Source organism: Pseudomonas sp. NPDC087185, assembly GCF_044744955.1.
Taxonomy (GTDB): domain Bacteria; phylum Pseudomonadota; class Gammaproteobacteria; order Pseudomonadales; family Pseudomonadaceae; genus Aquipseudomonas.
In genome coordinates, this window is record NZ_JBIUZK010000004.1 from 299,063 (window position 1) to 324,814 (window position 25,752).

Consider the following 25,752-nt stretch of genomic DNA (forward strand, 5'->3'; position numbering starts at 1 on the left):
CTTCGCCGGCCACTTCGCGGGCTTGCCCGGCGAAGGGGCCGGCACGGGCAAAAATCAGCTACCGAAGTGCACCGGCAGGGTAAACCGGATCCTGCACCCCCCCAGCTCGGAAACCTGCGCCTGCAATTGCCCACCATGGGCCTGCACCACCGAACTGCAGATCGCCAGCCCCATCCCCAAGCCACCGCTCTTGGTGGTGTAGAACGCACCGAACACCCGATCCCGCTCCTGCGGCGCAATCCCCGGCCCGTTGTCGTCCACGCAGATCTCCACCCGGTCTGCCAGCACCTGGGACGAAATCCGCAGCAAGCCATCACTGCGATACCCCGTCAATGCCTCCAGCGCATTGGTGATCAGGTTGAACACCAGCTGCTGCAACTGCACCGGGTCAGCCCTCACGCTCACGCCGGCTTGCAGCTCGGTCTGCACGTTCACCTTGCATTTGGCGGCATCCGCCGAGGTCAGGCGCACCACCTGCTGGAGCTGTTCGTCCAGCTTCACTGCCTTGAGCTGCATCGGCGATTGCTTGGCCAGCGAACGCAGCGCGCGCACGATGTTGGCAGCGCGTTCGCTGTCGTTGCGGATGTCTTCCAGGCCGGCGATGGCCTCGGTCAGGTCGGGTTGCTCACGCTTGAGCCAGCGCAGGCTGGCGGCGGCATTGGAAGCGATGCCCAGCAGCGGTTGGCTGATCTCGTGGGCGATCGACGCCGACAGCTCGTTCATCACCTGCAGGTGCGCACTGCTGGCCAGCTCCGCCCGCGAGCGGCGCAGTTCGGCCTCCATCTGTGCACGGGTCTGGTTGTCTTCGGCCAGGCGGGTGTAGAACTTGGCCGTCTGCAGCGACACTGCCGCCTGCGAGGCGAGAATCTCCAGCATGGCCAGACGCTGGCTGCCGAACAGGTTCGGCACCAGGCGGTTTTCCAGGTAGACCAGGCCGATCAGCACCCCCTGGATCACCAGCGGCAGGCACAGCACCGAGCGCGCATTGCGTGCCTGCAGCTCCTGGCGGAAGGCCTCCGGGCATTCGCTGAGGGCATCGTTGAGTACCAAGGGTTTCTTGGTGCGCAGGGTGGCGTTGATGATCGACAGCGGTGCCTGGGTGAGGAATTTCTGGCAGTTGTCCATGCGCACGTGCAGGCCCGCGTCGTCGATGTAGGCCAGCGCCGCCATCTGGAACTCGGCGCCGCTGACGATCAGCAGGGCGCCGTGGTCGGCACCGGAATGCTGGGTCAGGTGGCCCATCAACGTCTCGATCAGCCCTTCCAGCAGCACCTCTTCGGACAGTGCCCGAGCCGCCTCGATGCCGGCCTCCAGGTCCAGGCGCGCCTGGCTGGAGGACCGATGGGTTTCCTGTACTGGCTGGGTGCGCAGGAACGGGTGCAAGGTCTCTAGTTGGCGCACCTTGCCGGTCGCGCCCCAGATATGAAAGCAGTCACGGGCAATGCGCAGGTGCAGGTTGGCGCCCGAGATCAGCCCGCTGGGGATGCACACTTCTGCCAACTGTTCATGGGCCAGGGCTTGTTCGTGGATGAAGCCGGCCGCAGTGGCTGCAATCTGCGCCTGGTCGAAGCAGCGGATGGCGGCCAGGCCGTCGCCATTGAGCTTGGCGATGACCCCTTCGATCAGCAGCAACTTGTTGCGGAAAGTCACCGGGTTGAAGTTCGACCAGCCCACGAAGCGCTCGCGCAAGGCCTGCAGCGTGGCCAGTTTGCTGGCGAGGCTGCCGGGCGCTTCCGGGCTGCCCAGGGTCAGGCCGTGGAACAGGTGGTAGTCGGCCAGGTTGATATGCGCGGGCGCCGCCCAGGCGTGTTCGCCGGCGCAGGCCAGGCTGCGCGTGGCCTGTTTGATGTTGCCCAGGTAGAAGGCCGACATGCCGCTGAACAGGTGCTGGAAGAACAGGGTCGTGCGCGACTGTACCGCCACGGTCGAGCCCGGGAAGGGGTGGCCGCTGAGGTTGGCGACGAAACCCTGCTGGGCCAACAGAATCTGTTCGACATCGCTGTAGCCACAACGGCGCACGGTGGCCAGGCCTTGCGCCACTTCATCGGCCACATCCTGCAGGTAGCGGCCCATGAATAGCGAGTCCGACACCAGGTGGTTGCAGGCGTAGCAACTCATTGCCAAGTCACCGCTCAAACGACCGGAGTCAACCGCTTCCAGCGCGGTACGCCGGGCGAACTCCATGGGCGAGGTCCAGGCGCTGACCTGGTCGAGGGCGAGCAGGGCGCTGGTCAGGTCGCCTTCGAAGCCATGCCGCTCGATCAGTTTCAGTGCGGCCAGGCTATAGGCGTGCCCGTCGTGGTAAGCGCCGAAGCGCTCGGCGATCATCACCCCGAACCAGGCCATGCCGTATGTGCTGCCTGGTGCAACGCCCTGGATCAGCGACAGTTCCATGAGCTTGGCAAGGTGCAGGAAGCCGATATCGTCCTGCACGAAAAAAGAGGATGAAAGCGTTGCCAGCAGGCCGATGGCAACCGTCACTTCTTCCGAGTCGGTGCGCGGCAACGATTCAAGGCAGTGACGGCCTTTCTGCTCGATCAGGGCCTGCACGTGGGCATAGCTGGCCTGGACTTGAGCCTGGTCGGTGCCCCGGGCGAGGTTGATCCCTAACAACTCGAGGCCAGAGGTTGCTGCGTTGACGGCGGCCTGGTAGTCGCCGCGCAAGGTGTATAAACGCGCCTGCAGCCTGCATACCCTGGCCTGATCCAGGGCCGATTGCGCCCGTTGCCGACATTCGATGATGCGCGCTTCGGCCTGCGGCATGCGCGACCGCTGCATGTCGCACTCCGCCGCCATGCAGGCCACGGTGAACGCATGCAGGGCATGGGTTTCGTGTGCTGCCGTAAGGCGCAGCAGGTGGTCGGCCGTGTTCAGGTAGCCGGCGGTCTGGTCAACCGCGCCATTGTCGCGCGCGCGCTGTGCGGCTTCGCGCAGCAATGCCAGGAACGCCGCGCAGTCATCGGCGGCAAAGGCTCGTGGGTTGGCGCGTTGCAGTTGGTTGGCGATAGCGAATACGGTATCGCGTGGCTCGTGTTGCCAAATGTGCTGCATGGCCTGCGCAATGCGCCCGTGCAGCAGCGCCCGCGCTCGTTTGGGCGTGAGTTCGTAAGCGGCTTCTTGCACGCGGTCATGGGCAAAGCCCAGGTCCTTTTGCCCTGGTAATAGAAAGCCCGCAGCCATCAACGCCCTGAGTGGTTCGGTGGTATGCCCGGCAGGCTGGCCCAGGAGGTACTCCAGCAAGCGCTCGTCGCAGCGGCTGCCCACGGCGCTGGCGATGCGCAGCACATCGCGCTGTGCCGCTGGCAGGCGTGCCAGGCGCTGGACCATCAGGTCGGCGACGTTGTCGGCATAACGGTGCTGCGCCACCGCTTCCAGCGACCATGTCCAGCGCATGGCCTGGGTGTCGAAGGTGAACAGCTGATCCTCGACCATGGCAGTGAGGATCTGATTGATGAAGAACGGGTTGCCGGCGGTCTTGGCGTGCACCAGTTCGGCGACCTGCAACGCCGCTTCGGGCAGCACATGGTAGCGCTCGCCAATCAGCTCCATCACCGCGCCGACAGGGAGTGGGCGCAGGTTCAAGGTGGTACTGCGAAGGGCTGCCGGGGGGCTGATGGCGGCGCTGTTGGGGCGCGTGTCGTTTCGTTGGGCGATGATCAGCAGCAGGTTGCCCGGCGGCTTGGCGAACAGCTCTGCCAGCAGGTGCCGCGTGGCATCGTCGGCCCATTGCATGTCGTCGAGGAACAACGCCAGCGGGTGCCCGGGGCGGCTGAACACGTGGAGGAATTCAACGATGGCCCGCAGCTCTTTCTGCAAGGCCAGGCGCGTGGGTTTTTCCGGCAGTTCGGGCAGCGGGCCGATGATCAGCTTGAGCTCCGGGGCCAGCTTGCCCAGCAGTCGGCCACGGCCTTTGATGCGGCGCAGGATCTCGCGGCGCAGCGCATCCAGGTCCTGGCTGTTCTTGGCCAGCAGCTGAGTGGTCAGCGACTGCAGGATTTCGATCCAGGGTGCATACGGCACGGCTTGTTCGAGGCTGTTGCACTTGCCCGCCGCCCAGTAACCGTCGGCGCCGGCCTTCAGCGCGGTGTCCACCAGGCTGGACTTGCCCATGCCAGTGGCTCCATTGATGAACAGCGCCTGCGGCATGCTGGCGCGACGCAACGCCTTCAGCGACAGGGTAATGGCATTCAGCTCGGCGCTGCGCCCGTACAGGCGTTCGCGGCTGGGTGCGATGCTGTCGGCGCAGCCCGGCTCGAAGTCTTCAATGGCGTGCTTCGTCACCCACTGCTGCTGACAATGGGCGAGGTCGATGGCCAGGGCCCGGGCGCTCTGGTATCGGGCGTCGGGCTCTTTGGCCAATGCCTTGGCAAGCATGCGGCTGAGCGGTAGCGGCACCGTGGCGTCGACGTCGATGGCAGCCCGGGGCTGCACGCCTGCATGCAGCTGGCGCCAGTGCCGCTTGTCACGCCCGCTCAGCGGCAGCTCGCCCAGCAGAAGCTGATACAGGATGGCGCCGAGCGCGTAGATGTCGCTGCGTTGATCGCTGCTGCTGCCGTGGGGGCAGACCTGCTCCGGTGCCAGGTACGACCAGGTGCTGTTTGGCGCATCCGGCCCGCTGACCCGCTGCGCACTGTCGGCGCGAAAGCCGCCCAGCCGCACGCGCTGCGGGTGCTGGATGCACACGTGCTCGGGTTCCAGGGCGCCATGCAGGATATTGCGTTGGTGCGCCAGGGCCAGGGCGTTGGCGGCATTTACCGCCACCTCCAGAAAGGGCCCGATGGCCGCCCGGCCCTGGGCAATCAGGTCGGCGATGGAGCGTCCGGCCGGGTATACCAGCAAGGGGCCTTCGGCCGAGCGCAGAAACGCCGAGGGGGCCACCGCCCAGTGCGGGTCCAGCTGCAGGCGGTAGTCGCGTTCCAGGCGTTGGCACGCGGCCGGGGCTTCGACCGGCGCCCGAACGGCCAACCAGGCTTGCCGGGTGACCGGGTCGCGCAGGCGGAAGTAGGTGAGGTCACCTTCCTGGCTCAGTTGCGTGATGTCGCACCGGTTCAACCAGCCTTCATCGATCGATTGAGCGAAATCGATGGGCCTTTGCGCAAGGCGTTCATCGAGCATCAAGCACCCCCTGCTAGCGACATTCCGACGCCCGAGTATACGCAGCGGGGCCGTATGGCTCGCGGCGTGCAGGCGGCTTGGCAGTAACGGGCACCATCTTGACCGTTATGGTCCCCAGGGGCGCGGCGGGCCCTTGTATCCTAAGGCCAACCTATCCCTCGGGATAATTGTATGAACGCGTACGCTGGCCTAGATTGCACAAGGCCGCGCAACCGCCCGTGCCTGCGAGAGACGTTGATGATCCGATTAGGCAATGCCCAGGTGTCGCTGGAGCGGCGAGAAGCCTTGCTCGACGGCAAGCCGATCCCGTTGGGTGGGCGTGCGTTCGAAGTGCTGGCGACGTTGATCAAGGCCAAGGGGCGGGTGGTCGCCAAGGACGAGCTGTTCAGCCAGGTCTGGGCCGGCACGGTGGTCGAGGACAACAACCTGCAGGTGCAGGTATCGCTGTTGCGCAAGGCCTTCGGCAACCCCGGGCTGATCCAGACAGTGCCACGCCGTGGCTACCGCTTGGCCGCCGAGATCAGCCTCGACGTGCCGTGCATGGCGCTGGCCAAGTCGCCGTTGTGCGAGGTGGCCGAGGCCTTCGAGCCGGTGGGCGATGTCGCCAGCGTGCCGGTGCTGGTGGTCGATGACGACCCGTCGGTGCGCAACGCGCTAGGGCGGCTGTTCCGCTCGCAAGATATCGCCCATCGGCTGTATGCCTCGGCCGAGGAACTGCTCGAAGGCCAGGTCGACACGCCTTATGCTTGCCTGCTGTTAGACATGAACCTGCCCGAAGCCAGTGGCCTGGAGGTGCAGGATGCCCTGCGGCGGCTCGACCTGCCTTGGCCGATCATTTTCATGACCGGCTACGGCACCATCCCCATGACGGTGCAGGCCATGCGCGCCGGCGCCGTGGAGTTCCTGACCAAGCCTTTCGACGAAGCCCAGCTGCTGGCGGTGCTCGCTGCGGTGCGCGCACGCGCCTTGGTGAATGGCCGCAAGTGGCTCCAGGCGCGGCAGGTAAACGAAAAGTACCAGCGCCTTACCCAGCGTGAGCGCCAGGTGTTTTCGCTGGTGGTCGATGGCCTGTCGCACAAACAGATTGCCAAGCAGATCGGCACCAGCGAGGTGACGACCAAGGTGCACAAGAAGAACATCATGAACAAGATGCAGTCCCGCTCGTTGGTCGAACTGGTCGCCATGCACCACCTCATCGAAGCACGTGCCGAGGGCCAGGGCGCCGCATGAACAGAGGGGTTTGCATCGTCGACGACGATGCGTCGGTACGTAAAAGCCTGGCCAACCTGTTGCGATCGGCCGGGTTTGCCACGCTGCTGTTCGCCTCGGGGGAAGAGCTGTTGGCGTCGGACCAGGCGCCGCTGGCGGGGTGTGTGCTACTGGACCTGAAAATGCCTGGGTTGGCCGGCCTGGACGTGCAGCGTGAGCTGGCGCGGCTGGGCTGGCGCTTGCCGGTGATCTGCATGTCGGCGCATTGGGACGACCTGGCGGTGGAAGCGTCGCTGCGCCAGGGAGCGGTGGCTTGCCTGGGCAAGCCGTTCAGTGAAGAGGTGTTGCTCAAGGTGGTGGAAGAGGCCTTGGCGAGCCGCTGAAGGCGGCTATCCCCAAGCTGCCCTTTCGCGAAGGGGCAGCTTGGGGCGCATCGCCCGGGCGTCAGGCAAACAGATCCATGCCCAGCTGGAACGCCACCCACAGAGCCAACCCGGTGGCAAACGCCAGCGCAATGTTCTCGAACAGGTTGTTGCGGTACTCCTTGCTGAGCAACGACTTCTGGTTGGACATGATCAGCAGGCCCAGGGAAATCACGGGCAGGCCGATGATGTTCAGCGCACTGACGCCAATGGTCAGGGTCACGAAGTCGGGCATGCCCGGGATGGACCAGACCAGCGGTGTGACCAGGATGAACAGCATGAACCACTTGTGCATCGGGTCCTTGTGGAACTCTTTGCCGTAACGCTCGCGCCGCTCAGGGCGCACATGCTGGAAGGCATCGGTGATGAGCATCGGGAAGGCCGTGGTCTTGCCGGAGATGCTGGCGAACAGCGTGGCGAACACGCCGATGAAGAAGATGTACCAGCCGATCGGGCCGAAGAACATTTCCAGCGCCTTGCCCAGGTCGCCGAGGGTCTTCACTTCAATGCCGTTGGGCCGCAGGATTTCTGCGCCGACGATCCAGATCGCCAGGTTGATGACGATGCCGACGAATACCGCGAACAGCAGGTCGTTGCGTTGGATGCGCTTGTGCTGAGGGCCGACCCAGCCTTTCTGGCGCATCACGTAGGGGTGCACGAAGTTGGCCACCGAACCTGCCACCGCGCCGATTACCGACACCGCTACCAGCAGCGCGCCGTGCACGCCTTCGTCGGCCGGGATGCTGAAGCCGATGGTACCTTTGACGATACCCGCCACATCCGGGCCGGACATCAGCGCCAACGCCAGGAAGGCCAAGGTCATGACCGCCAGCAGAACCTTCATCACGCCTTCGATCATCGCGTAGATGTTGCGCCCGACCAGCATCCACACCGCCAGCACCACGGCGATCGAACACAGCAGCGGGTAGTCGATGCGCAGCAGCATCGCCAGCGCTTCGCCTGCGCCTTTGATCATGTAGGCGTTCATCAGGTGCCCCATCAGCAGCGCATAGGCCAGCATGAACCAGGCGAACACCGGGTGCAGTTGCGCGTAGCCTTGGAGGATGGTCATACCCTGGTTATTGCACAGCTGGAATCGGGCGATGATGTTGACGATCAGGTACCTGAGCAGCAGCGAGACGGCCAGTACCCACATCATGGCGTAACCGTAGTTGGCGCCGGCTACGGATGAAGTTATCAGATCACCTGCGCCAAGCCAGGACAGCACCGCGATGATACCTGGGCCCAGCAGTTTGATCAGCCGTGTGATGCGGCTTTGAGAGGGTGCGGCAGTGCTGCCCTCGGCCGAATGAATGCTCGACATGGGATGTCTCCGATTATTGTTCTTGTTGAAACGAGCGCAGTCGAACACAGTAGATAGGATGTCGTACAACTACATTTTGTGTGCAAGTGTTTCTAAGTGTTACAGGTTTGCGTGCAGGGCTTGTGGTCACCGGTGCCGCGGGAAAGTGCCCTGAATTTGCCAGTATCGAAGAAAGGATGGGGCCTGCGTTCATCGCAACTCAGCACACCCGCGCAATCAATCTTCCCGCAGCTCGAGCGATGCTCGCGGGACGATCGACTAGCGAGATGTTCCCATGCCACGCCCGATTACCCTTGTCGGCCCCGATTCGCCCAAGCTCACGGCCGGCGGCTTGCTGTTCATGCGGGTGACGGCCGCCTTGTTGCTGCTGTTCGTCCATGGGCTACCCAAGCTGCTCAACTGGAGCACGGAGTTGCAGCGCATCGAAGACCCGTTCGGCCTGGGGGCGCCGCTGACGTTGGGCCTGGCGGTGTTTGCCGAGGTGGTCTGCCCGGTGTTGTTGATGTTGGGGGTTGCGGCACGCCTCGCGTGCTTGCCGGTGCTGGTGGTGTTGCTGGTGGCGCTGCTGGTGGTGCACCCGGACTGGACCTTGGAGCAGGGGCAGTTCGCCTGGTTGCTGATTGCACTGTATGGCGGGCTGGCGCTGACCGGGCCTGGAGCGTATTCGCTCGCCGGGCTGCAACGCAGGCATTAACGACTACCCGGCCTGTACTGCAAGGCCTCGGCCAGATGCGCCCGGGCAATCGAGCGGGCGCCTTCGAGGTCGGCCAGCGTGCGCGCCACCTTCAACAGCCGGTGGGCGGCGCGCAAGGACAGCGTCAGGCGTTCGCAGGCACTTTCCAACCAGGCCTGGTCGGCCGCCTCCAGGCGGCAGTGGCGGCGCAGGCCTTCAAGGTCGAGAAATGCATTGGCACAGCCTTGCCGCCGTTGTTGCACCTCGCGGGCCTCGGCGACCCGCACCGCCACAGCGGCACTGCTCTCGCCGCTGGGCTGGTTGTTGAGGGTGGTGGTTTCACGCGCCACGGTCAGGTGCAGGTCGATGCGATCAAGCAGCGGGCCAGACAGCTTGTTGCGATAGCGCTGGATCTGCTCGGTGCTGCAGCGGCAGCGGCCGGTGGGGTCGCCGAGATAACCGCAGGGGCAGGGGTTCATCGCCGCCACCAGCTGGAAACGCGCTGGAAAGCGCACTTTGTCCCGCGCCCGCGCAATCACGATCTCGCCGCTCTCCAGCGGCTCGCGCAACACCTCAAGTACGCGGCGTTCGAACTCCGGCAACTCGTCCAGAAACAGCACACCGTGGTGCGCCAGGGTAATTTCGCCAGGCTGCGGCCGGCTGCTGCCGCCGACCAGCGCCGGGCCGGAGGCCGAGTGGTGAGGGTGGCGAAAGGGGCGTTGCGGCCAGCTGTTCAAAGGGGTGTGCCCGCTGACTGACTGGATGGCCGCCACCTCCAGCGCCTCATGCTCATCCAGCGGCGGCAGCAGGCCGGGCAGGCGGCTGGCGAGCAGGGTCTTGCCCGTGCCCGGTGGCCCGGTAAACAGCAGGTTGTGTGCCCCGGCCGCAGCCAGAAGCAAGGCGCGTTTGGCGGCGATCTGGCCCTGTACTTCGCTTAAATCAGGGTAGGGCCGGCTTTGCAGGATCAGGCCGTTGGCGGCAAACGGCGACAGCGGCACTTGGCCGTTGAGGTGCGCGACCAGCTCCAGCAAATGCCCCACCGCATACACCACCAGCCCGCCCGCCAGGCTCGCCTCCTCGGCGTTTTCCCGTGGGACCACCAGCGCCCGGCCTGCCTCGCGTGCCGCCAAGGCGGCAGGCAGTACGCCTTGCACTGGGCGCAATGCGCCGGAAAGTGCCAGCTCGCCCAGGCATTCGACGTCGGCCAGGCCCGCCACCGGCACCTGGCCGTCGGCGGCCAGAATCCCCAGGGCGATGGCCAGGTCGTAGCGGCCGCCATCCTTGGGCAGGTCTGCCGGTGCCAGGTTCTGGGTGATGCGCCTTTGCGGGTAATTGAGCCCGGAGTTGACGATGGCGCTGCGCACCCGGTCCTTGCTTTCCTTGACGGTGGTTTCCGGCAAGCCGACCAGGGTGAGGTGGGGCAGGCCGTTGGCCAGGTGGGTTTCGACGCTGACCGCAGGCGCCTGCACGCCAACCTGGGCGCGGCTGTGGACGAGGGCAAGGGACATGGACACTCCGTTGTCGCCAGAAGGGGGCCGCTTCCTGCGGCTGGTTGAAGCATAGTGAGCGACACCCCCGCCTGGTGGGAAAAAGTGCTTCTGCGTTTTTCCCCGCTCAGGCCTTCACGGCGACTGTCGCTGCTCCAGCGTCAGCTCGACCCGGCGGTTTCTCGCGCGCCCCTCGGCACGGGTGTTGTCACCCAAAGGCTGGGTGCCGGCCAGGCCAACGGCGCTCAGCCGGTCAGCTGCGATGCCTTGCTGCTGCAGGTAACGCACCACGCTGCTGGCCCTGGCTCCCGACAATTCCCAGTTGGACGGGTAGTGCGCGTTGCGGATGGTCCGGGTATCGGTGTGCCCGGCGACGGTAATGCGGTGCGGCACGGTGTTCAGCACCCGTGCCAGGCGCTGCAGGACCTGCATGCCCTTGGGGTCGAGGTCGGTCTGGCCGGACGGGAACAGGATGCTGCTGTCGATACGAAAGCTCACGCTGCGCTCATTGCGGATGACTTCGACATCACTGCCCAGTTGGTCCACAGGCAGCTCTGCCAACGGGTCGGCTTCGGGTGGCGCAGCAGCCGGTGCCTCCTCGACAGCAGGCGCTTCGGCGATCGCCGGCGCCACAGGCACCGCTTCGACAACGCGTGGCGGCACACGCAACAACGCGCCGGGTGGCTCGACCTGCGTCAGGCTGGCGATATCGAAGGCCGCCATCGGCTTCATCGGGGTTTCGGGCGCAGGGTGGTGGCTGATCATCGCCTGGGCAAGCATGGCCAGCACCATGACCAGCAGCAGGGTCATCAGGTCCAGGTAGGTCAGCATCCAGCCTTCGCTGTCCGGCTCCTGCGCCGGGGCGTCCAGCCAGTCCGGGGCCGCTGCCGTGCGTTTGAGGTTGCACTGGCGCTCGCGGGCCTTGGCCAGCTCGGTTTCCAGGGCGCGCTGGTGCGCCAGCCAGTGACGGTTGTCGGCCAGGCTGCTGGGCGAGGTGGCGGGCGTCATGGGCGTTTGCGCCAGGCCAGCGACAGCGGCTTGCGGGCAGGGCGGGGGCCGTCGTCCTGCAGCTCATCGTGGTAGTGCGCGACCAGCGCCTTGAGCGTCTCGCGCATCAGCCCCGGGCTGCGTTTTCGGGCCATCATCGAGATGCCTTGCAGGATCATGTTCATGATCACCACGCGCCGTTCCGTGCGGCGCTCCAGCTTGACCGCCACGGGCTTGCACAACAGGTTGGCCAGCAGCACGCCGTACAAGGTGGTGGTCAGGCTCAGGGCCATCTGCCGGCCGACGCTGCCCAGGTCGCCGTCGCCGAGCACGAAGACCATGTTCACCAGCCCGACCAACGTGCCGAGCATGCCGAAGGCCGGTGCGTAGCTGGCCATGGCGCGGAAGACCTGCGCCTGCGCGCGCTCCTTGGCGCGCAGCCGGGCAATCCGCCATTGCATGAGTTCGACGATGTCCTCTTCGGGCACCTGGTCGACCATTAGCTGCACGCCGTGGCAGATGAACGGGTTGCGCACCTGCGCCAGGGCATTTTCCACGGCGCGGCTGTCGCCATCCAGCCAGCGGCGGGCGAGGTTGACCAGGTCGTCGATGTCCTGCTCGGTGCGCTCGCGCTCGTTGCGCATCACCGCCGCCAGCAGGCCGGGCACACGCCGCACCTCGGCCATCGGGTAGCTGATGCAGGTGGCGGCGAAGGTGCCCAGCACGACGACGCCAAGGCCCGGCAGGTCGATGAGCAGCGAGGGTTGCTGCGCGGTGAACAACAGCAGGACGGTCAGCAGGAGCAGGCTGGCGAGCAGGCCGACCAGGGTCGAGGGGTTCATGGGCACTCCGTTGACGGCACCCGGCCGTAGACAATGATGGGCAGCTTTATAGCGCCAGCGTGGCGCGGGCAAAGGCGCTAATACAGGCACTTTTGCCGTTCAGCTTGAGTGACCGGGCGTGCGGCGGCGCGCGATGGGGTGGGCAAATTTTTTTTGCCGTGGCGCTAAAGGTGGGTTTTGCGGGCGCCGATGTTCGCGCTGTCAGCAAGACAACGGCGCTGAGCGTGCAGAGCGCCGGACCTGTGTTTGTCACCCGTGCCCAACCACGAAAGGAACTTCAAGATGTCTGTGATCAATACCAACATCACCTCGCTTATCGCCCAGCAGAACCTCAGCTCGTCGGAAAGCAGCCTGAGCACCTCGATCGAACGCCTGTCTTCGGGCCTGAAAATCAACAGCGCTTCCGACGACGCCGCCGGCCAGGCCATCGCCAACCGGATGAGCTCGCAGATCACCGGCCTTGAGCAGGCGAGCAGCAACGCCAGCGACGGTATTTCGCTGGCGCAGACCACCGAAGGCGCGCTGGACCAGGTCAACGACAACCTGCAGCGTATCCGTGAACTGGCGGTGCAGGCGGCCAACGGCACCAACTCGCAGTCCGACCTGCAATCGATCCAGGATGAAATCACCCAGCGCCTGGACGAGATCGACCGTATCTCCGAGCAGACCTCGTTCAACGGCGTTTCGGTACTGGCCAAAGACCAGACCATCAGCATCCAGGTGGGCGCCAACGACGGTGAAACCATCGAGATCTCGCTCAGCGAAATCAATGCCGAAACCCTGGGCCTGGGCGACTTCAACGTCAACGGCTACGACACCACCCTGACCGCCACCACCCTGACCGACGATTCGGGCACCGCGATCACGTCCACCAACACCAGCTACGTCGACAGCTCGGGCACCACCGTCAGCGGCGGTACCCTGTCGCAGGACGCCGATGGCAACTACTTCCTGACTGTTGGCGGCAAGACCTACGCGGCCGAAGTGGACACCACCACCAGTGGCTCCACCACCACCGCGACCATTACCATCGACACCGACAACGCGGTGACCAAGAAGTCCACCAACACCCTGACGTCGCTGGACAACGCACTGAACACCATCGACTCCATGCGTTCGGACCTGGGTGCGATCCAGAACCGCTTCGACTCGGCGATCACCAACATTTCCACCACGGTGACCAACCTGACGTCCGCCCGCTCCGGCATCCAGGACGTGGACTACGCCACCGAAGTGTCGGCCATGACCAGCGCGCAGATCCTGCAGCAGGCCGGTACCTCGGTGCTGTCGCAGGCCAACTCGATGCCGCAGCAGATGCTGTCGCTGCTGCAGTAATGCAGCCTGGAGCGCGGCGCAATGCCGCGCTCCGATTTGCCGGGCAAGTGCCGGCAATGTCGTTGAAACCCTCTTGATTCAGCGCCTTCTCCGGGCTTTGACCTGGCCGGCACAGGGATAGCATTCACGCTAGAGTCCCTCCGCCACAAGGCCGTTCTTCATGCCCAAGCTCCAGCGCGCGCGCACGCCAAAACCCCGTCCCCAGCAGGCCCCTGTCGATCTCGCCCAGGCGCGACGTACGTGTCAGCGGCGCCCGGATGACGCCGGTGCCTGGCAAGCGCTTGGCAACCTGCAACTGGCCGTCGAGCCCGAACAGGCCCTCGCCAGTTTCGAGCAGGCCCTGCAGCTGCTGCCGCACGACCCGAACGCCCTGGAACTGGTGGCCAAGGCCGCGCAGAAACTGGGCGACAGCGAGCGCGCCGAAACGCTGGCTGCGCAAGCGCTGGCCCTGGCCCCGCACTTCACTCCAGCGCACCAGCGCCTGGCCACGCTGCATTTCGAGAAGGGCCGCTTCAAGCAGGCGCTGCAGCACATCGAGCAGGCATTGGCTGTTCAGCCCGAGAATGGCCACATGCTGGCCAGAAAAGGGCTGATCCTCGGCCGGCTCGACCGTCATGGCGAAGCCATCACGGTGTTCGAGGCACTGGTCCAGCGCGAGCCGAAGGACTACAGCCATTGGAACAACCTGGCCAACCTGTACAAGGACATCGGCCAGCTGGTGCGGGCGGACCAGCATTACAGGCGTGCCATCGAGCTGGCCGGGCGGCGTGACGTGCTGCCTTACTCCAACCGCCTGACCACCTTGCATTACGACCCGCACAGCAGCCGCGAGTACATCTTCCAGGTGTGCAAGCAATGGCAGTCGCGCTTCGGGCCCGCCGTGGTACCGCCTCGCCCGCAGATGGCCGACCTTGCGCCAGACAAGGAGCTGCGCGTGGGGTTGGTGTCCGACGGCCTGCGCCAACACCCGGTGGGCAACATGATCGTCGCCGTGCTGGAGCGTTTGCCCAGCCACGCGTTCCAGCTGTTCGCCTACAGCAGCAGCCAGGTCAGCGACCACCTGACCCGGCGGATTCGCGCACGTGTGCAAGGCTGGCGCGCCATCAAGCACATGGACGACCCGCTCCTGGCGCAGCAGATCCGCGACGACCGCATCGACATCCTCATCGACCTCAGCGGCCACAACGCCGGCAACCGCATGGGCTGCATGGCGTTGCAGCCAGCGCCGCTGCTGGTGAAGTGGGTCGGCGGGCTGATCAATACCACCGGGCTCGATGCCATCGACTACCTGCTCAGCGACGCCATCGAATCGCCGCCAGGTGACGATGCGTTCTACACCGAAAAGCTGATCCGCCTGCCCGACGACTACATCTGCTACGACCCACCGCCCTACACGCCGGATGTCGGGCCTCTGCCAGCCCTGGCCAACGGTTTCGTCACCTTCGGCTGCTTCAACAACCCGACCAAGATCAACGACGAACTGCTGGCGCGCTGGGCCGAGCTGCTGCATGCGGTGCCCGATTCGCGGCTGCTGCTCAAGGGCAGTGCCTTCGCCAACCCGCAGCTGCGCCAGCATGTGCAGGATGTGCTGGGCGAGCAGGGCATCGCGCCCGAGCGTTTGCAGGTGGAGGGGCCGGTGGGCCACAAGGCCCTGCTGGAAAGCTACAGCCGGGTCGATATCGCCCTCGATCCCTGGCCTTACTCCGGTGGCCTGACCACGTGTGAAGCGCTGTTGATGGGCGTGCCGGTGGTGACCTTGCCCGGCCCGACCTTCGCCGGCCGGCATAGCGCCACGCACCTGGTCAATGCTGGGCTGCCCGAGCTGGTGGTCGATAGCTGGGAGCAGTACCGGCAGCGCGCAGCCGGCCTGGCCGGCGATTTGGGCAGCCTTACGACCATCCGCGGTCTGCTGCGCGGGGTGTTGATGAACTCACCGGTGTGCGACAGCCAGCGCTTTGCCGGCCACCTGAGCAGTGCCCTGCGGGCCATCTGGCAGCGCCATTGCGCAGGCAAAGCTGCCGCGGCGCTGACGCTCGACAAGCAGGGCCAGGCTTTTTTCGAAGGCGAGGCCGATGCCGTCGCGCTCACCCACCCCGCAGCGCCCGTGGCGGACGAGGGTTTCAGCTTCAGGTTCCAGGGGCGCATCGTCACGCTGGACCATGGCGCCACCTTGCTGGCGTCGCCACGCTTCGTCGCGTTGCAGCGCATGGGCGTACTGTCGACCATCGCCTTCGACCCGGCGTGTCGCATCGGCAATGCCGAGCAGCTGGCACAGCTGGGCGAATTGCATTACTACCCGAACAGCGCCTTGGGCGATGGCCAGGCGGTGACCCTGCGCGCCTGCCTGGACCCAGCGTTCAGCGCCACGCTGGAACCACTGGCCGCGCTGGGTGAGCTGCAGCCTTCGCAGGTACTTGCCCGCTTGCCGCTGCCGACGCTGCGGCTGGATGCCATCGAGGGCCTGGGCACGGTGGACTGGCTGCTGCTCGACAACCTCAACGACAGCCTCGCAACCCTCGACCACGGCACGCGGACGCTGGCCAACACCTTGTTGGTGCAGGCGCGCATCACCTTCACGCCGACCCACGAAGGCCAACCGGACATCGCCGCGGTTACCCAGCGCCTGGCGTTGCTCGGCTTCAGCCTGTGCCGGCTGCACAACCAGCAGTCCCGCCGGTTTGCCGCGCAGGATGCCGACTGCGCCGGGCTCACGGCGTCACAACTGGTGTACGCCGACGCGCTGTTCCTGCCCAACGCCCAACGCATGGCGGCGCTGTCCGAGAACCAGCGGCGCAAGCTGGCGTTCCTGCTGCATACGGTCTATGACGCCAAGGATGTGGCCGTGCATCTGTTGCGCGGGCTGGGCGATGAAGTTGCGCAGGGCTACCTGCGCCATTGTCAGCCCCGGCCAATGGCCCGATAGGTCAGGCCGGCGCTGGCTGCGGCGTAGGGGTCGTAAAGATTGCGCCCGTCGATGACCACGGCGGTGCGCAACTGCTGGCGCAGCCAGTGGAAGTCGACGCTGCGAAAGGCCTTCCACTCGGTGCAGATGACCAGGGCGTCGGCCCCCTCTACTGCCTGGGTCCGGTCCCCGGCCAGCAGCAAGTCATCACGCTCTCCATAAAGGCGTCGGCACTCCGCCATCGCCTCGGGATCATAGGCCTGCACCCGCGCGCCGCTTGCCCACAGCGCCTCCATCAGCTCGCGGCTGGGCGCCGCGCGCATGTCGTCGGTGTCGGGTTTGAATGCCAGGCCCCACACGGCGATGGTCTTGCCCTGCACCTCGCCGTTCAGAGCCTGCTGCAGCTTCCTGAACAGCGAGGCTTTCTGCCGCTGGTTGATCGCCTCGACCGCGTTGAGCAACTGGGGGTCGTAGCCGACCTCACTGGCGCTGCGGCTCAATGCCTGGAGGTCCTTGGGGAAGCACGAGCCGCCGTAGCCGCAGCCTGGGTAGATGAAGTCGTAGCCGATGCGCGGATCACTGCCGATACCGTGGCGAACCTCCTCGATATCGACCTGAAGATGTTCGGCCAGGTTGGCCATTTCGTTCATGAAGCTGATCTTGGTCGCCAGCATGGCGTTGGCGGCGTACTTGGTCAGCTCGGCCGCGCGCAGGCTCATGAACATCAGCTTGTCGTGGTGGCGGTTGTAGGGCGCGTAGCACTCGCGCATCAGGCGCTTGACCTGTTCGGAGTCGGTGCCCACGACGATGCGGGCGCCACGGGTGAAGTCTTCGATGGCCGCCCCTTCCTTGAGGAATTCGGGGTTGGAGCAGACGTCAAAGGGCAGCGTCAGGCCGCGTGCGGCCAGCTCGGCAGCGATGCTGGCGCGAACGTTCTCGCCGGTGCCGACGGGCACCGTGGACTTGCCCACCACCACCTTGTAGCCGTGCATGTAGCGGCCGATGTCCCTGGCCACCGCCAGCACATACTGCAGGTCGGCCGCGCCGTCTTCGTCGGGCGGCGTGCCGACTGCGATGAACAGCATGTCGGCGAAGGCGACGGCCTGTGCGGCACCGCTGCTGAAGTGCAAGCGCCTGGCGCGCAGGTTGGCCTCGATCAGCAGGCCCAGGCCAGGTTCATGGATCGGCACTTCGCCGGCCTGGAGCCTGGCGATGCGCTGCGGGTCGATGTCCATGCACATCACGTCGTGGCCGACATCGGCCAGGCAGGCGCTCGCCACTAGCCCTACGTAACCTGAACCAAACACACTGATCTTCATGGCTTTCCTACAGTCCGGGGCGGGGCTCAGCCCATGAGCGCTGCTTGCAGCCGGGTGATGGCCAGGCTGTGCAGTTGGCAGACCCGCGACTCGCTGATCTCCAGCGCCAGGCCGATCTCGCGCATGTTCAGTTTCTCTTGGTAATACAGCACCATCAGCAGCCGTTCGCGCTCGGGCAGGTGGTCGATGGCGCGGATCAAGCCGCTGCGGTTGCGCTCTTCGAGCAGTGCGTTGAGCGGGTTGCTGCCCTGTGACGCGTGGCTGGCCAGGTAGTCTTCGCTGACCTGGTCCATGGGCAGCATGTGGCTGCCGTTGATGTCCGCCAGCAGCTGCTGGTACTCGGCCAGGGACATGCCCATGGCGGCGGCGATCTCGCGCTCGCTGGGTGCGCGGCCAAGGCTCTGTTCCAGGCGGTACAGGGTTTCCTCCATCAGCCGGGCGTGGCGCCTGACCCGGCGCGGGGCCCAGTCACGGGTGCGCAGCTCGTCGATCATCGCCCCGCGGATGCGGTGGGCGGCAAAGGTGCCGAAGGGGATGCCCAATTCCTGGTCGTAGCGGGTCAGGGCATCGAGCAGGCCGATGCTGCCCGCCTGGATCAGGTCCTCCAGATCGAAGCCGGGCGGCAGCTTGGTCTTGAGGTTCAGTGCATGCCGCTTGACCAAGGGCAAGTACTGCTGGAGCAGCTCCTGCTGGTGCATCTTGCCTTGTGCCGTATACATCGTGCGTGCCTGTGCAGAACAAGTGTGGCGATCAGGCATCCGCGGCCATCACAAGCCGCGCGCTGCCCAAGGGGTAGGGTCGGGATTATCGGCGCAGGGGGTGGGCAGCTAAGCCCCGAACAACCCCATGCTTGCGGGGTTATTCGCCCCTTAACCGGCGCTTGCCCCACCGGCGGCGCCGATGATGCTGGTGATGCGCAGCGTGCGGTCATCGGGCACTTCGTTCAGGGCGATGACCGTTAGCTGGCGCAGGCGCCGCCGCAAGAAGCGTGACAACACCAGGCGCAGGCGATTGGGCACCACCAGCACGGCGGGGTCGTTGCCCAGCTCCTGGCGTTTCAGGGCCAGAGTGGTTTCTTTCATCAGGGTGTCGGCCAGGCTGGGTTCCAGCGCGCCGCCGTTGCCGACCGCCTGCATCACCACCTGCTCCAGGTTGAAGTCCAGGCCCATGACCCGCAGCTCGGGCTTGTTGGCGTAGTACTGATTGACGATGGAGCGGCCCAGGGCCACGCGCACCAAGGCGGTCAGCTCGGCGATATCCGCAGGTTGCTGTGCGCCAGCATGCTCGGCGAGAGTGTCGAGGATGGTGCGCAGGTCGCGGATGGGCACGTTTTCTTCCAGCAGGTTCTGCAGGACGCGCTGCAGCTGGGTCAGGGTCAGCAGCTTGGGCACCACTTCCTCGACCAGCCCCTTGCCGTCGCCGCCCAGCTTGTCGAGCATCTTCTGCACCTCGCTGCGCCCGAGCATGTCCTTGGCGTGCTGGTGCAGCAGGTGGTTGAGGTGCGTGGCGGCCACCGTGCTGGCATCGACCACGGTGTAACCGTAGATCTGCCCATGCTCGCGCAGGTTTTGCTCGATCCAGATTGCCGGCAGGCCGAAGGCCGGGTCCACCGCCTCTTTACCGTCCAGTTGCCCGGTGACCTTGCCGGGGTTGATCGCCAGCCATTTGCCCGGGTAGATCTCGCCGCGCCCGACTTCGACGCCTTTGAGGCTGATGATGTAGGTGTTGGGCGACAGTTCGAGGTTGTCGCGCACGTGCACCACGGGCGGCAGAAAGCCGACATCCTGGGCGAACTTCTTGCGCAGGCTCTTGATGCGGGTGCTCAGCTCGCCCTGCTGGCGCATATCGACCAGCGGGATCAGCCGATGGCCTACACGCAGGCTCAGGGTGTCGACCAGCTTCACGTCATCCCAGCTCGCTTCGCTGCTCTGCGCCGCGGGTTTTGGCAGGGCGGCTTGCGCGGGTGATTGCTCGGCCTGTTGCTCGGCCCGCCAGAACCACCAGCCCAGGCCGCCGAGCAAGGCGGTCAGCAGCAGGAACACCAGGTTGGGCATGCCGGGCACCAGGCCGAGCAAGCCCATCACCCCAGCGGTCATCATCAGCGTCTTCGGGCGGCTGAACAGTTGCCCGATCATCTGCCGGCTGACGTCTTCTTCGGTGTTCACCCGCGACACCATGACACCGGCGGCGATGGAGATCACCAGGCCGGGGATCTGCGCCACCAGGCCGTCACCGATGGTCAGCATGGTGTAGGTGTGCGCGGCGTCGGCAAAGCTCATGTCGTGCTGCAGCAGGCCGATGGCCAGGCCACCGACCACGCACACGGCCATGATCACCAGGCCGGCCACGGCATCGCCGCGGACGAACTTGCTGGCACCGTCCATGGAGCCGAAAAAGTCCGCTTCCTGGGCGACTTCCCGACGGCGCTTGCGGGCTTCCGGCTCGCCGATCAGGCCGGCGTTGAGGTCGGCGTCGATGGCCATCTGCTTGCCGGGCATCGAGTCCAGGGTAAAGCGCGCGCCGACTTCGGCGATGCGCCCGGCACCCTTGGTGATGACCATGAAGTTGATGGTCACCAGGATCATGAACAGCGCCAGGCCCACGGCGAAGTTGCCGCCCACCAGAAACTCGCCGAAGGCCTCGATGACCTTGCCGGCAGCGTCGGTGCCGGTATGCCCGTGCATCAGGATGATCCGCGTCGAGGCCACGTTCAGCGACAGGCGCAGCAGGGTGGTGAACAGCAGCACCGAGGGGAACGCGGAGAAGTCCAGCGGCTTCTCGGTGAGCATGCTGACGATCAGCACCATGATCGCCAGGGCGATGTTGAAGGTGAACAGCAGGTCGAGGATGAAGCTCGGCAGCGGCAGGATCATCATCGACAGGATGAGCACGATCAGCACCGGGCCAGTCATGATCTTGAAGTCGGCGCCGATGGGCCAGTTGTCGCGACGCAGCAGGGCGGTCAGGCCTTTCATGGGGTCTGGGGGTCCTCGGGTGGGGGAGTGCGGCGGCCCGGCGTGTCCATGCCTTCTGGCACGTCGAGGTTGACCGGAACGGGGGGCATGGGGCCGCCCTGTTCACTGACGCGCTTTAGGCGGATGGCCCAGGCCACCACCTCGGCAACAACGGTGTACAGTTCGGCGGGGATCTGCTTGTCGAGGTCCACGTGGAAATACAGCGCACGGGCCAGTGGCGGCGCCTCGAGGACCGGCAGTGCGTGCTCCTGGGCCAGCTCGCGGATACGCAGGGCCACGGCATCGGCGCCCTTGGCGATCACCCGCGGGGCAGCGTCCTTGTCCTTGCGGTAGCTGAGGGCCACGGCGAAATGGCTGGGGTTGGTGACCACCACGTCGGCCTTGGGCACCTTGCTCATCATCCGCCGGCGCGCGCGGGCCTGCTGCAGGCGGCGGATGCGTGCCTTGACGTGCGGGTCGCCGTCGGAATTCTTGTGTTCCTGGCGCACCTCTTCCTTGGACATGCGCAGGTTCTTCGCGTAGGTCCACAGCTGGTAAGGGGTGTCGATGCCGACCACCAGAACCAGTGCGCCCACGCAGATTGCACAGGCCTTGGCGGTCAGCGCCATCAGCGTCACCAGCGCCTGTTGCGGCGGCAGCTTGGGCAGGCCCAGCAACTGGCCGATATGGGCATGCAGAAACAGGTACAGCACCGTGCCGATCAGTGCCGCCTTGGCGATGGCCTTGGCCAGCTCCACCAGCACTTGCACGGAGAACAGCCGGGCCAAGCCGCTGGCTGGGTTGAGCCGGGAAAAACGCGGGCGCGCCGCCGCCAGGGTGATCACCAGCCCGCCGAGCAAGGTCGGTGCCGCCACGGCGGCGAGCAGCATCAGCGCGAAGAATGGCACCAGCGCCAACAGGGCCGAGCTGCCCAGCGCGGTGAATGTGCTGAGCATGCGCGCCGGGTCGAACAACTGGGCGCGGTCGAACAGCAGCGCCTGCTCGACGATGCCGCCCAGGCGGTCGTACAGCTGGCCGCCCATGCTCCATAGCCCGCCGACACCGGCCAGCAGCATGATGAAGGTGCTCAACTCGCGGGAGCGGGCAATCTGGCCCTCTTCGCGGGCCTTCTCGATGCGGCGTGGCGTTGCCGCTTCCGTCCGGTCTTCTCTGCTGGTTTCGGCCATGGTTCTCCAGGCAGCTTCACGCACCCGGGCGGGGCAGGGGGAATGCCTGATCAGGGGCCGCAAAGCGGCCCCGAAGGGCATTAGGCAGGGGGGCTATTGTGGGCAACGGGCAGGCGCGGCTAACCCGCGAAAAACCGTTGTAATGCCGCGCTATTGTGGCGTTTGCCCGGGCTGCTCGGCGGGCAGCGGCTGGGTGCCGTATTCGTCCTGGTTGAGGATGCGTGCGGCGACCTGGCTGTCGAGCACGATGATCTCGATGCGCCGGTTGGCCGCGTCGTAGGGGCCTGCGCCGGGCACGCGGATGCGGTCGGACATGCCGGAGACCCGCAACAGTTTTTCCGGGTCCAGCCCGCCGGCCACCAGTTCCTGGCGTGAGGCCTTGGCGCGGTCGGCAGACAGGTCCCAGTTGCTGTAGGTGGCCTCGCCGCCCGGATAGGGATGGCTGTCGGTATGGCCGCTGATCTGGATGCGGTTGCGCAGCTCGTTGAGCACCGGCGCGAAGGTGCGCAGCACCTGGCTCATGTACGGCGCGACCCTGGCGCTGCCCAGCTCGAACATGGGCCGGTTGTCGGTATCCAGCAGCTGCACGCGCAGGCCTTCGGGGCTCAGCTCGATGGCGATCTGCTGCTTCAGCTCGCGCAACTTGGGGTCGTGCTCCACGGCGTTTTCAAGGCGCTGCTTGAGCGCTTGCAGGTGGCGCCGCTCTTCGCTCGACCAGCGGGTCGGGCGCCTCGCCTTGCGGGCCATTTCACCTTCGGACAGGCTGGCGTCGGTACCGCCGCCGGGTATCGCGCTGGTGCTGGCGGAATTCTTGTCGCCGTTGCTCAGGGCGACCAGCAACGGTGTGCTGAAGTATTCGGCGATAGCGTCCTTGTCGCCCTTGCCGGCATTGGACAGCACCCACAGCACCAGGAACAGCGCCATCAGCGCAGTCATGAAGTCGGCGAAGGCGATTTTCCAGGCACCGCCATGGTGCCCCCTGGCGGGCTTCTTGCGGCGCCGGATGATGATCGGTTGGTCGCTCATGCCGTTGCCGGGCTCGGCTGGCCGGCCCCCCCGCGCACGTGGTTCTCCAGCTCATCGGCAGTGGGCCTTTCCTCGCTGTGCAGTGCCTTGCGCCCGAACTCCACCGCCAGCTGCGGGGGGATACCTTTGACATGCGCCAGCAAGGTCACGCGCAGGCAGTGCAGCATCTTGGTGGCCTCGGCCGCCTGCCGCTCGATACGGCTGGCCAGTGGCGCGACGACGCCGTAGGCCAGGTAGATGCCGAGGAAGGTGCCGACCAGGGCGTGGGCGATCATTTGCCCCATCAGGTCGGGGCCGACGTTGACCGCACTCAGTGCCTTGACCACCCCGAGCACCGCGGCAACGATGCCGAAGGCCGGCAGCCCATCGCTGATCTTGTACAGGGCATCGGCAGGCAGATGGGCCTCGTTCTCGAATTCTTCGATCTCGTGCTGCATCAACTCGTCGAGTTCATGGGCCTGCAGCGACAGGCTGATGAGCAGGCGCAGGTAGTCGATGGTGAAGTTGAGCAGCAAAGGGTCGGCGAGCAATTGCGGGTACTGGGAAAACACCGGGCTCTGCTGCGGGTCGTCGATGTCCCGCTCGATGGCCAGCAGGCTTTCGCGCCGCGCCTTGTTCAGCAGGTGGTAGAGCATGCCCAGCAGGTCGAGGTAGAACGCCTTGTCGTAGCCGGTGCTGCGCTTGAAGGTCGAGATGGCACCGACCGTGGCGCGGATCGCCTTGCCATTGTTGGCAGCGATGAAGGCGCCCAGCGCAGCGCCGACGATCATCAGCAACTCGGTGGGTTGATACAGCGGCCCCAGGCTGCCGCCGGACAGCACAAAGCCGCCCAGTGCCGAAGCCAGTGCCACGAATAGACCTAACAAAATGAGCACGTCGCCGCTCCTCAGGTTCCAGTAAAAGACCGCTGAAGATCGGCAACGCCAAGGGGCGACTTGAAAGAACTTGCTAGGGAAGGCGTAAAGCCCGTTCAGCGCTGGCTGATCGGGCGCAGGCTTTCGAGGGTTTGCGGTTCGACCTCGCGGCGTTTCAAGGTCTTGCCCGCGCGTGACGGCGGCTGGCAGATGCCGCAGACGTAGTTCTGCGTGGGTGAGTACGAATGGGTGATGAACTCACCTGAGCAGCACGAGCAACGGATCTGTTCGAGCATGCCGTTTTCGACGAAGCGTACCAGCGTCCAGGCCCGGGTCAGCCCCAGCACCCGCTCGCCGTCTGCATCGCTGGCATGCTCCATGTACAGCCGGTAGGCCTTGATGAAGGCATCGATGCGGTGGCCGCCGATCTGCAGCATGCTGCGGTAGGTGGTGTAGAACAATGAGGAATGGATGTTCGGCAGCCAGGTCACGAACCAGTCTGTGGAAAAAGGCAGCATGCCTTTGGGTGGCGGGGCGCCGCGTACTTCCTTGTACAAACGGATGAGCCGCCCGCGGGTGAGCGACGTTTCCGTCTCCACCACCTGCAGGCGCGCCCCCAGTTGGATCAGCTCGATGGCCAGCTGTACCTGCTGCATCTCGGTGACCAGACTTTTCTCCGACATGCTTCAGACGCCGCTGCTGAGCATGCCATCCGAACGGTTGGCAGCCGCCATCAGCAGGGAGGTGTGGATTTCGACCATGCCCAGTTCGCGTGAGTTGTCCAGGGCTCTGGAAATATGATCGGCTTCTTCGAAGATGGGCCGGCAGATCAGTTGGTTGATCCGCGACAACTGGGTCATCTGCTTGCTGCTCAGGCCGGTCAGCAAGTCCGCCATGTTCTCGCTGAGTTTCAGGCGAAAAATCGCGATTTCGCGATCTTTGCGCAACAAGTTCTGCGCCAGCAGCAAATAGGAAAGGTTGAGTTCCTGAATGTCTGCAAGGTAGCTATTGGTGTGCGGCACCGTTCTCCCCTCCTTCAATAGTTGCTATGCCCCGATACACCGTAAAGCCCATTGCCAACCACGCTTGCAGCGGCCTCGAAGAGGTTCGAGGCCGCTGTTGTGAGCGTAGGGGTGGCCTGTTTTTCTACGGCCTATCAATGTGTTGAGCCGTGTTGTGCTCCGTTTTGGAGCATCGAGAAATTTTTCCTAAACTATCAAGCGGGTCGTCCGATAACAGATAGGGGCAGACTTTTCCCGGTTATTTTTTCGTGCTCTTCAAGGCACTGATTTTTACACGCAACAGTTGTATTAGTTAGCTTGCTTATGATGGCGGAATGTACCTACTGGTACAAGCGATGGCTCAACGATATCACCTGGCCGCCTGTGACGCGGTACGCATTATCGAGATCGCTTTTTTGCCGGCCCACTTGCATAAGTTCACCCAGGTGGTTTTGCCGGGCCTGTAGATACCGGCTCACTTGATTATCCAGCGCAACTATTTCAGTGATCAGTTCAAGTTTGCGTAGTTGCCCGGCTTCATCCAGTTCGGCCTGGCTTTCCGCCCGGCGCAGGCTGGCTGCATCGATAAGGCCTTGCGACTTGAGTGCGAAAATACCCTCCCAATCGGCATTCTCGGCGCACGTCAGCATGCGTCGCGATTGCTCAAGCAGCCCTTCGTAGGCAGCGATCACTTGTGCTTGCAGCATAACTACCGTTGATCCTCGGTTTGCGGGCCGATGGCGATCCAAGCCGAGGCGATAGTGCCCAAGAGCTTTGCCGCGGCATTCAGCGATTCTTCGTTGTTCTCAAGGTTGGCGCGTAACAGCAGGCGCACGACAAAGTCATAAAGTTCGTCCAGTTGCAGGGCGATGTCGCCACCTTGTTGCACGTCGAGCGAGGCGCGCAGCCCTTGCGTGACGATATTGATCGCACGGGTGATCGCCTTGCCCTTCTCAGGGATGTTGCCCGCCTGCAGGTGCAGCCTGGCCAGGCGCAGCGAGGCCTGGTACTGGTCGAACAGCAGGGTGATGCGCTGGTGCGGCGACGCGGCCAGGATGGCGCTCTCCAGGCCGACCCTGGCATAGGCGCTGGCATCAAAGGACGACATCATCCGG

General features: G+C 65.0%; 20 protein-coding genes. 5 read left to right on the forward strand and 15 right to left on the reverse strand.

All coding sequences use genetic code 11. From position 1 onward, the window contains the following. Positions 1–54: 54 nt before the first annotated feature. Entirely contained in the window at positions 55–5,115 is a 5,061-nt protein-coding gene (locus tag ACIPIJ_RS15960) for an AAA family ATPase (RefSeq protein ID WP_401078128.1), read from the reverse strand. Positions 5,116–5,352: 237 nt separating this feature from the next. Between ACIPIJ_RS15960 and ACIPIJ_RS15965 the strand changes: the two genes are divergently transcribed. Together ACIPIJ_RS15965 and ACIPIJ_RS15970 are read left to right on the forward strand one after the other, a co-directional pair. Continuing rightward, positions 5,353–6,345, forward strand: coding sequence for a response regulator (locus tag ACIPIJ_RS15965; RefSeq protein ID WP_401078131.1), 993 nt, complete (start codon positions 5,353–5,355; stop codon positions 6,343–6,345). After that, the gene (locus ACIPIJ_RS15970) at positions 6,342–6,707 is read left to right on the forward strand and encodes a response regulator transcription factor (RefSeq protein ID WP_401078134.1); all 366 of its coding nucleotides are present in this window, start codon (positions 6,342–6,344) and stop codon (positions 6,705–6,707) included. Before ACIPIJ_RS15965 ends, ACIPIJ_RS15970 begins: the two co-directional genes overlap by 4 nt. Positions 6,708–6,768: 61 nt before the next feature. Here the strand turns inward: ACIPIJ_RS15970 and ACIPIJ_RS15975 are convergent, their stop codons facing one another. Beyond that, complete coding sequence (locus ACIPIJ_RS15975; RefSeq protein WP_401078137.1) at positions 6,769–8,070, reverse strand: Nramp family divalent metal transporter; 1,302 nt, start codon at positions 8,068–8,070, stop codon at positions 6,769–6,771. 274 nt (positions 8,071–8,344) lie between these two features. Between ACIPIJ_RS15975 and ACIPIJ_RS15980 the strand changes: the two genes are divergently transcribed. Continuing rightward, positions 8,345–8,764, forward strand: a complete 420-nt coding sequence (locus ACIPIJ_RS15980; RefSeq protein WP_401078139.1) for a DoxX family protein — start codon at positions 8,345–8,347, stop codon at positions 8,762–8,764. On the opposite strand, the gene ACIPIJ_RS15985 is transcribed toward ACIPIJ_RS15980, so the two are convergent. From ACIPIJ_RS15985 to ACIPIJ_RS15995, 3 genes are all read right to left on the reverse strand, one after another. Further along, positions 8,761–10,251 carry a YifB family Mg chelatase-like AAA ATPase gene (locus ACIPIJ_RS15985; protein ID WP_401078142.1) on the reverse strand — a complete coding sequence of 497 codons (1,491 nt, stop codon included), beginning with the start codon at positions 10,249–10,251 and terminating at the stop codon, positions 8,761–8,763. The two genes, ACIPIJ_RS15980 and ACIPIJ_RS15985, sit on opposite strands and share 4 nt — an antisense overlap. A gap of 114 nt (positions 10,252–10,365) precedes the next feature. Continuing rightward, a complete protein-coding gene (locus ACIPIJ_RS15990; protein WP_401078145.1) occupies positions 10,366–11,238 on the reverse strand; it encodes a flagellar motor protein MotB in 873 nt (290 codons plus the stop codon). Next, the gene (locus ACIPIJ_RS15995) at positions 11,235–12,059 is read right to left on the reverse strand and encodes a motility protein A (RefSeq protein ID WP_401078148.1); all 825 of its coding nucleotides are present in this window, start codon (positions 12,057–12,059) and stop codon (positions 11,235–11,237) included. Before ACIPIJ_RS15995 ends, ACIPIJ_RS15990 begins: the two co-directional genes overlap by 4 nt. A 282-nt stretch (positions 12,060–12,341) precedes the next feature. Here ACIPIJ_RS15995 and ACIPIJ_RS16000 point away from each other — a divergent pair, with 282 nt between their 5' ends. Beyond that, complete coding sequence (locus ACIPIJ_RS16000) at positions 12,342–13,394, forward strand: flagellin (RefSeq protein ID WP_401078151.1); 1,053 nt, start codon at positions 12,342–12,344, stop codon at positions 13,392–13,394. Positions 13,395–13,554: 160 nt separating this feature from the next. Continuing rightward, entirely contained in the window at positions 13,555–16,317 is a 2,763-nt protein-coding gene (locus tag ACIPIJ_RS16005) for a tetratricopeptide repeat protein (protein ID WP_401078154.1), read from the forward strand. Here the strand turns inward: ACIPIJ_RS16005 and ACIPIJ_RS16010 are convergent. The 10 genes from ACIPIJ_RS16010 to fliS form a co-directional block, all read right to left on the reverse strand. Next, the gene (locus ACIPIJ_RS16010; RefSeq protein WP_401078157.1) at positions 16,293–17,615 is read right to left on the reverse strand and encodes a UDP-glucose dehydrogenase family protein; all 1,323 of its coding nucleotides are present in this window, start codon (positions 17,613–17,615) and stop codon (positions 16,293–16,295) included. The genes ACIPIJ_RS16005 and ACIPIJ_RS16010 overlap by 25 nt on opposite strands. A 26-nt stretch (positions 17,616–17,641) precedes the next feature. After that, entirely contained in the window at positions 17,642–18,334 is a 693-nt protein-coding gene (locus ACIPIJ_RS16015) for an RNA polymerase sigma factor FliA (RefSeq protein WP_401078160.1), read from the reverse strand. A gap of 150 nt (positions 18,335–18,484) precedes the next feature. Further along, a complete protein-coding gene (flhA, locus tag ACIPIJ_RS16020; protein WP_401078163.1) occupies positions 18,485–20,590 on the reverse strand; it encodes a flagellar biosynthesis protein FlhA in 2,106 nt (701 codons plus the stop codon). Further along, a complete protein-coding gene (gene flhB / locus ACIPIJ_RS16025) occupies positions 20,587–21,756 on the reverse strand; it encodes a flagellar biosynthesis protein FlhB (protein ID WP_401078166.1) in 1,170 nt (389 codons plus the stop codon). The genes flhA and flhB overlap by 4 nt, the downstream gene beginning before the upstream one ends. A 150-nt stretch (positions 21,757–21,906) precedes the next feature. Next, positions 21,907–22,782: a flagellar motor protein MotB gene (motB, locus tag ACIPIJ_RS16030; protein WP_401078169.1), complete on the reverse strand. Its 876-nt coding sequence runs from the start codon at positions 22,780–22,782 to the stop codon at positions 21,907–21,909. Beyond that, complete coding sequence (gene motA / locus ACIPIJ_RS16035) at positions 22,779–23,657, reverse strand: flagellar motor stator protein MotA (protein ID WP_401078172.1); 879 nt, start codon at positions 23,655–23,657, stop codon at positions 22,779–22,781. Before motA ends, motB begins: the two co-directional genes overlap by 4 nt. 95 nt (positions 23,658–23,752) lie before the next feature. Continuing rightward, positions 23,753–24,319 carry a flagellar transcriptional regulator FlhC gene (gene flhC, locus ACIPIJ_RS16040; protein WP_401078175.1) on the reverse strand — a complete coding sequence of 189 codons (567 nt, stop codon included), beginning with the start codon at positions 24,317–24,319 and terminating at the stop codon, positions 23,753–23,755. 3 nt (positions 24,320–24,322) lie between these two features. Continuing rightward, positions 24,323–24,658 (reverse strand): flagellar transcriptional regulator FlhD, encoded by a 336-nt coding sequence (gene flhD, locus ACIPIJ_RS16045; RefSeq protein WP_401078178.1) that lies wholly within the window; start codon positions 24,656–24,658, stop codon positions 24,323–24,325. Between the two features lie 320 nt (positions 24,659–24,978). After that, positions 24,979–25,344 (reverse strand): flagellar protein FliT, encoded by a 366-nt coding sequence (locus ACIPIJ_RS16050; protein ID WP_401078181.1) that lies wholly within the window; start codon positions 25,342–25,344, stop codon positions 24,979–24,981. Between the two features lie 2 nt (positions 25,345–25,346). Next, positions 25,347–25,748, reverse strand: a complete 402-nt coding sequence (gene fliS / locus ACIPIJ_RS16055; protein WP_401078184.1) for a flagellar export chaperone FliS — start codon at positions 25,746–25,748, stop codon at positions 25,347–25,349. Positions 25,749–25,752 lie beyond the last annotated feature (4 nt).

Coding starts and splice junctions, on each gene's coding strand:
- ACIPIJ_RS15970 (WP_401078134.1), top strand. CDS start 6,342: ATGAACAGAGGGGTTTGCATCGTCGACGACGATGCGTCGGTACGTAAA.
- ACIPIJ_RS16005 (WP_401078154.1), top strand. CDS start 13,555: ATGCCCAAGCTCCAGCGCGCGCGCACGCCAAAACCCCGTCCCCAGCAG.
- ACIPIJ_RS15960 (WP_401078128.1), bottom strand. CDS start 5,115: ATGCTCGATGAACGCCTTGCGCAAAGGCCCATCGATTTCGCTCAATCG.
- flhA (WP_401078163.1), bottom strand. CDS start 20,590: ATGAAAGGCCTGACCGCCCTGCTGCGTCGCGACAACTGGCCCATCGGC.
- ACIPIJ_RS15995 (WP_401078148.1), bottom strand. CDS start 12,059: ATGAACCCCTCGACCCTGGTCGGCCTGCTCGCCAGCCTGCTCCTGCTG.
- ACIPIJ_RS16010 (WP_401078157.1), bottom strand. CDS start 17,615: ATGAAGATCAGTGTGTTTGGTTCAGGTTACGTAGGGCTAGTGGCGAGC.
- ACIPIJ_RS16000 (WP_401078151.1), top strand. CDS start 12,342: ATGTCTGTGATCAATACCAACATCACCTCGCTTATCGCCCAGCAGAAC.
- ACIPIJ_RS15975 (WP_401078137.1), bottom strand. CDS start 8,070: ATGTCGAGCATTCATTCGGCCGAGGGCAGCACTGCCGCACCCTCTCAA.
- flhB (WP_401078166.1), bottom strand. CDS start 21,756: ATGGCCGAAACCAGCAGAGAAGACCGGACGGAAGCGGCAACGCCACGC.
- flhC (WP_401078175.1), bottom strand. CDS start 24,319: ATGTCGGAGAAAAGTCTGGTCACCGAGATGCAGCAGGTACAGCTGGCC.
- ACIPIJ_RS15980 (WP_401078139.1), top strand. CDS start 8,345: ATGCCACGCCCGATTACCCTTGTCGGCCCCGATTCGCCCAAGCTCACG.
- ACIPIJ_RS15985 (WP_401078142.1), bottom strand. CDS start 10,251: ATGTCCCTTGCCCTCGTCCACAGCCGCGCCCAGGTTGGCGTGCAGGCG.
- motB (WP_401078169.1), bottom strand. CDS start 22,782: ATGAGCGACCAACCGATCATCATCCGGCGCCGCAAGAAGCCCGCCAGG.
- ACIPIJ_RS16050 (WP_401078181.1), bottom strand. CDS start 25,344: ATGCTGCAAGCACAAGTGATCGCTGCCTACGAAGGGCTGCTTGAGCAA.
- ACIPIJ_RS16015 (WP_401078160.1), bottom strand. CDS start 18,334: ATGTATACGGCACAAGGCAAGATGCACCAGCAGGAGCTGCTCCAGCAG.
- ACIPIJ_RS15965 (WP_401078131.1), top strand. CDS start 5,353: ATGATCCGATTAGGCAATGCCCAGGTGTCGCTGGAGCGGCGAGAAGCC.
- fliS (WP_401078184.1), bottom strand. CDS start 25,748: ATGATGTCGTCCTTTGATGCCAGCGCCTATGCCAGGGTCGGCCTGGAG.
- ACIPIJ_RS15990 (WP_401078145.1), bottom strand. CDS start 11,238: ATGACGCCCGCCACCTCGCCCAGCAGCCTGGCCGACAACCGTCACTGG.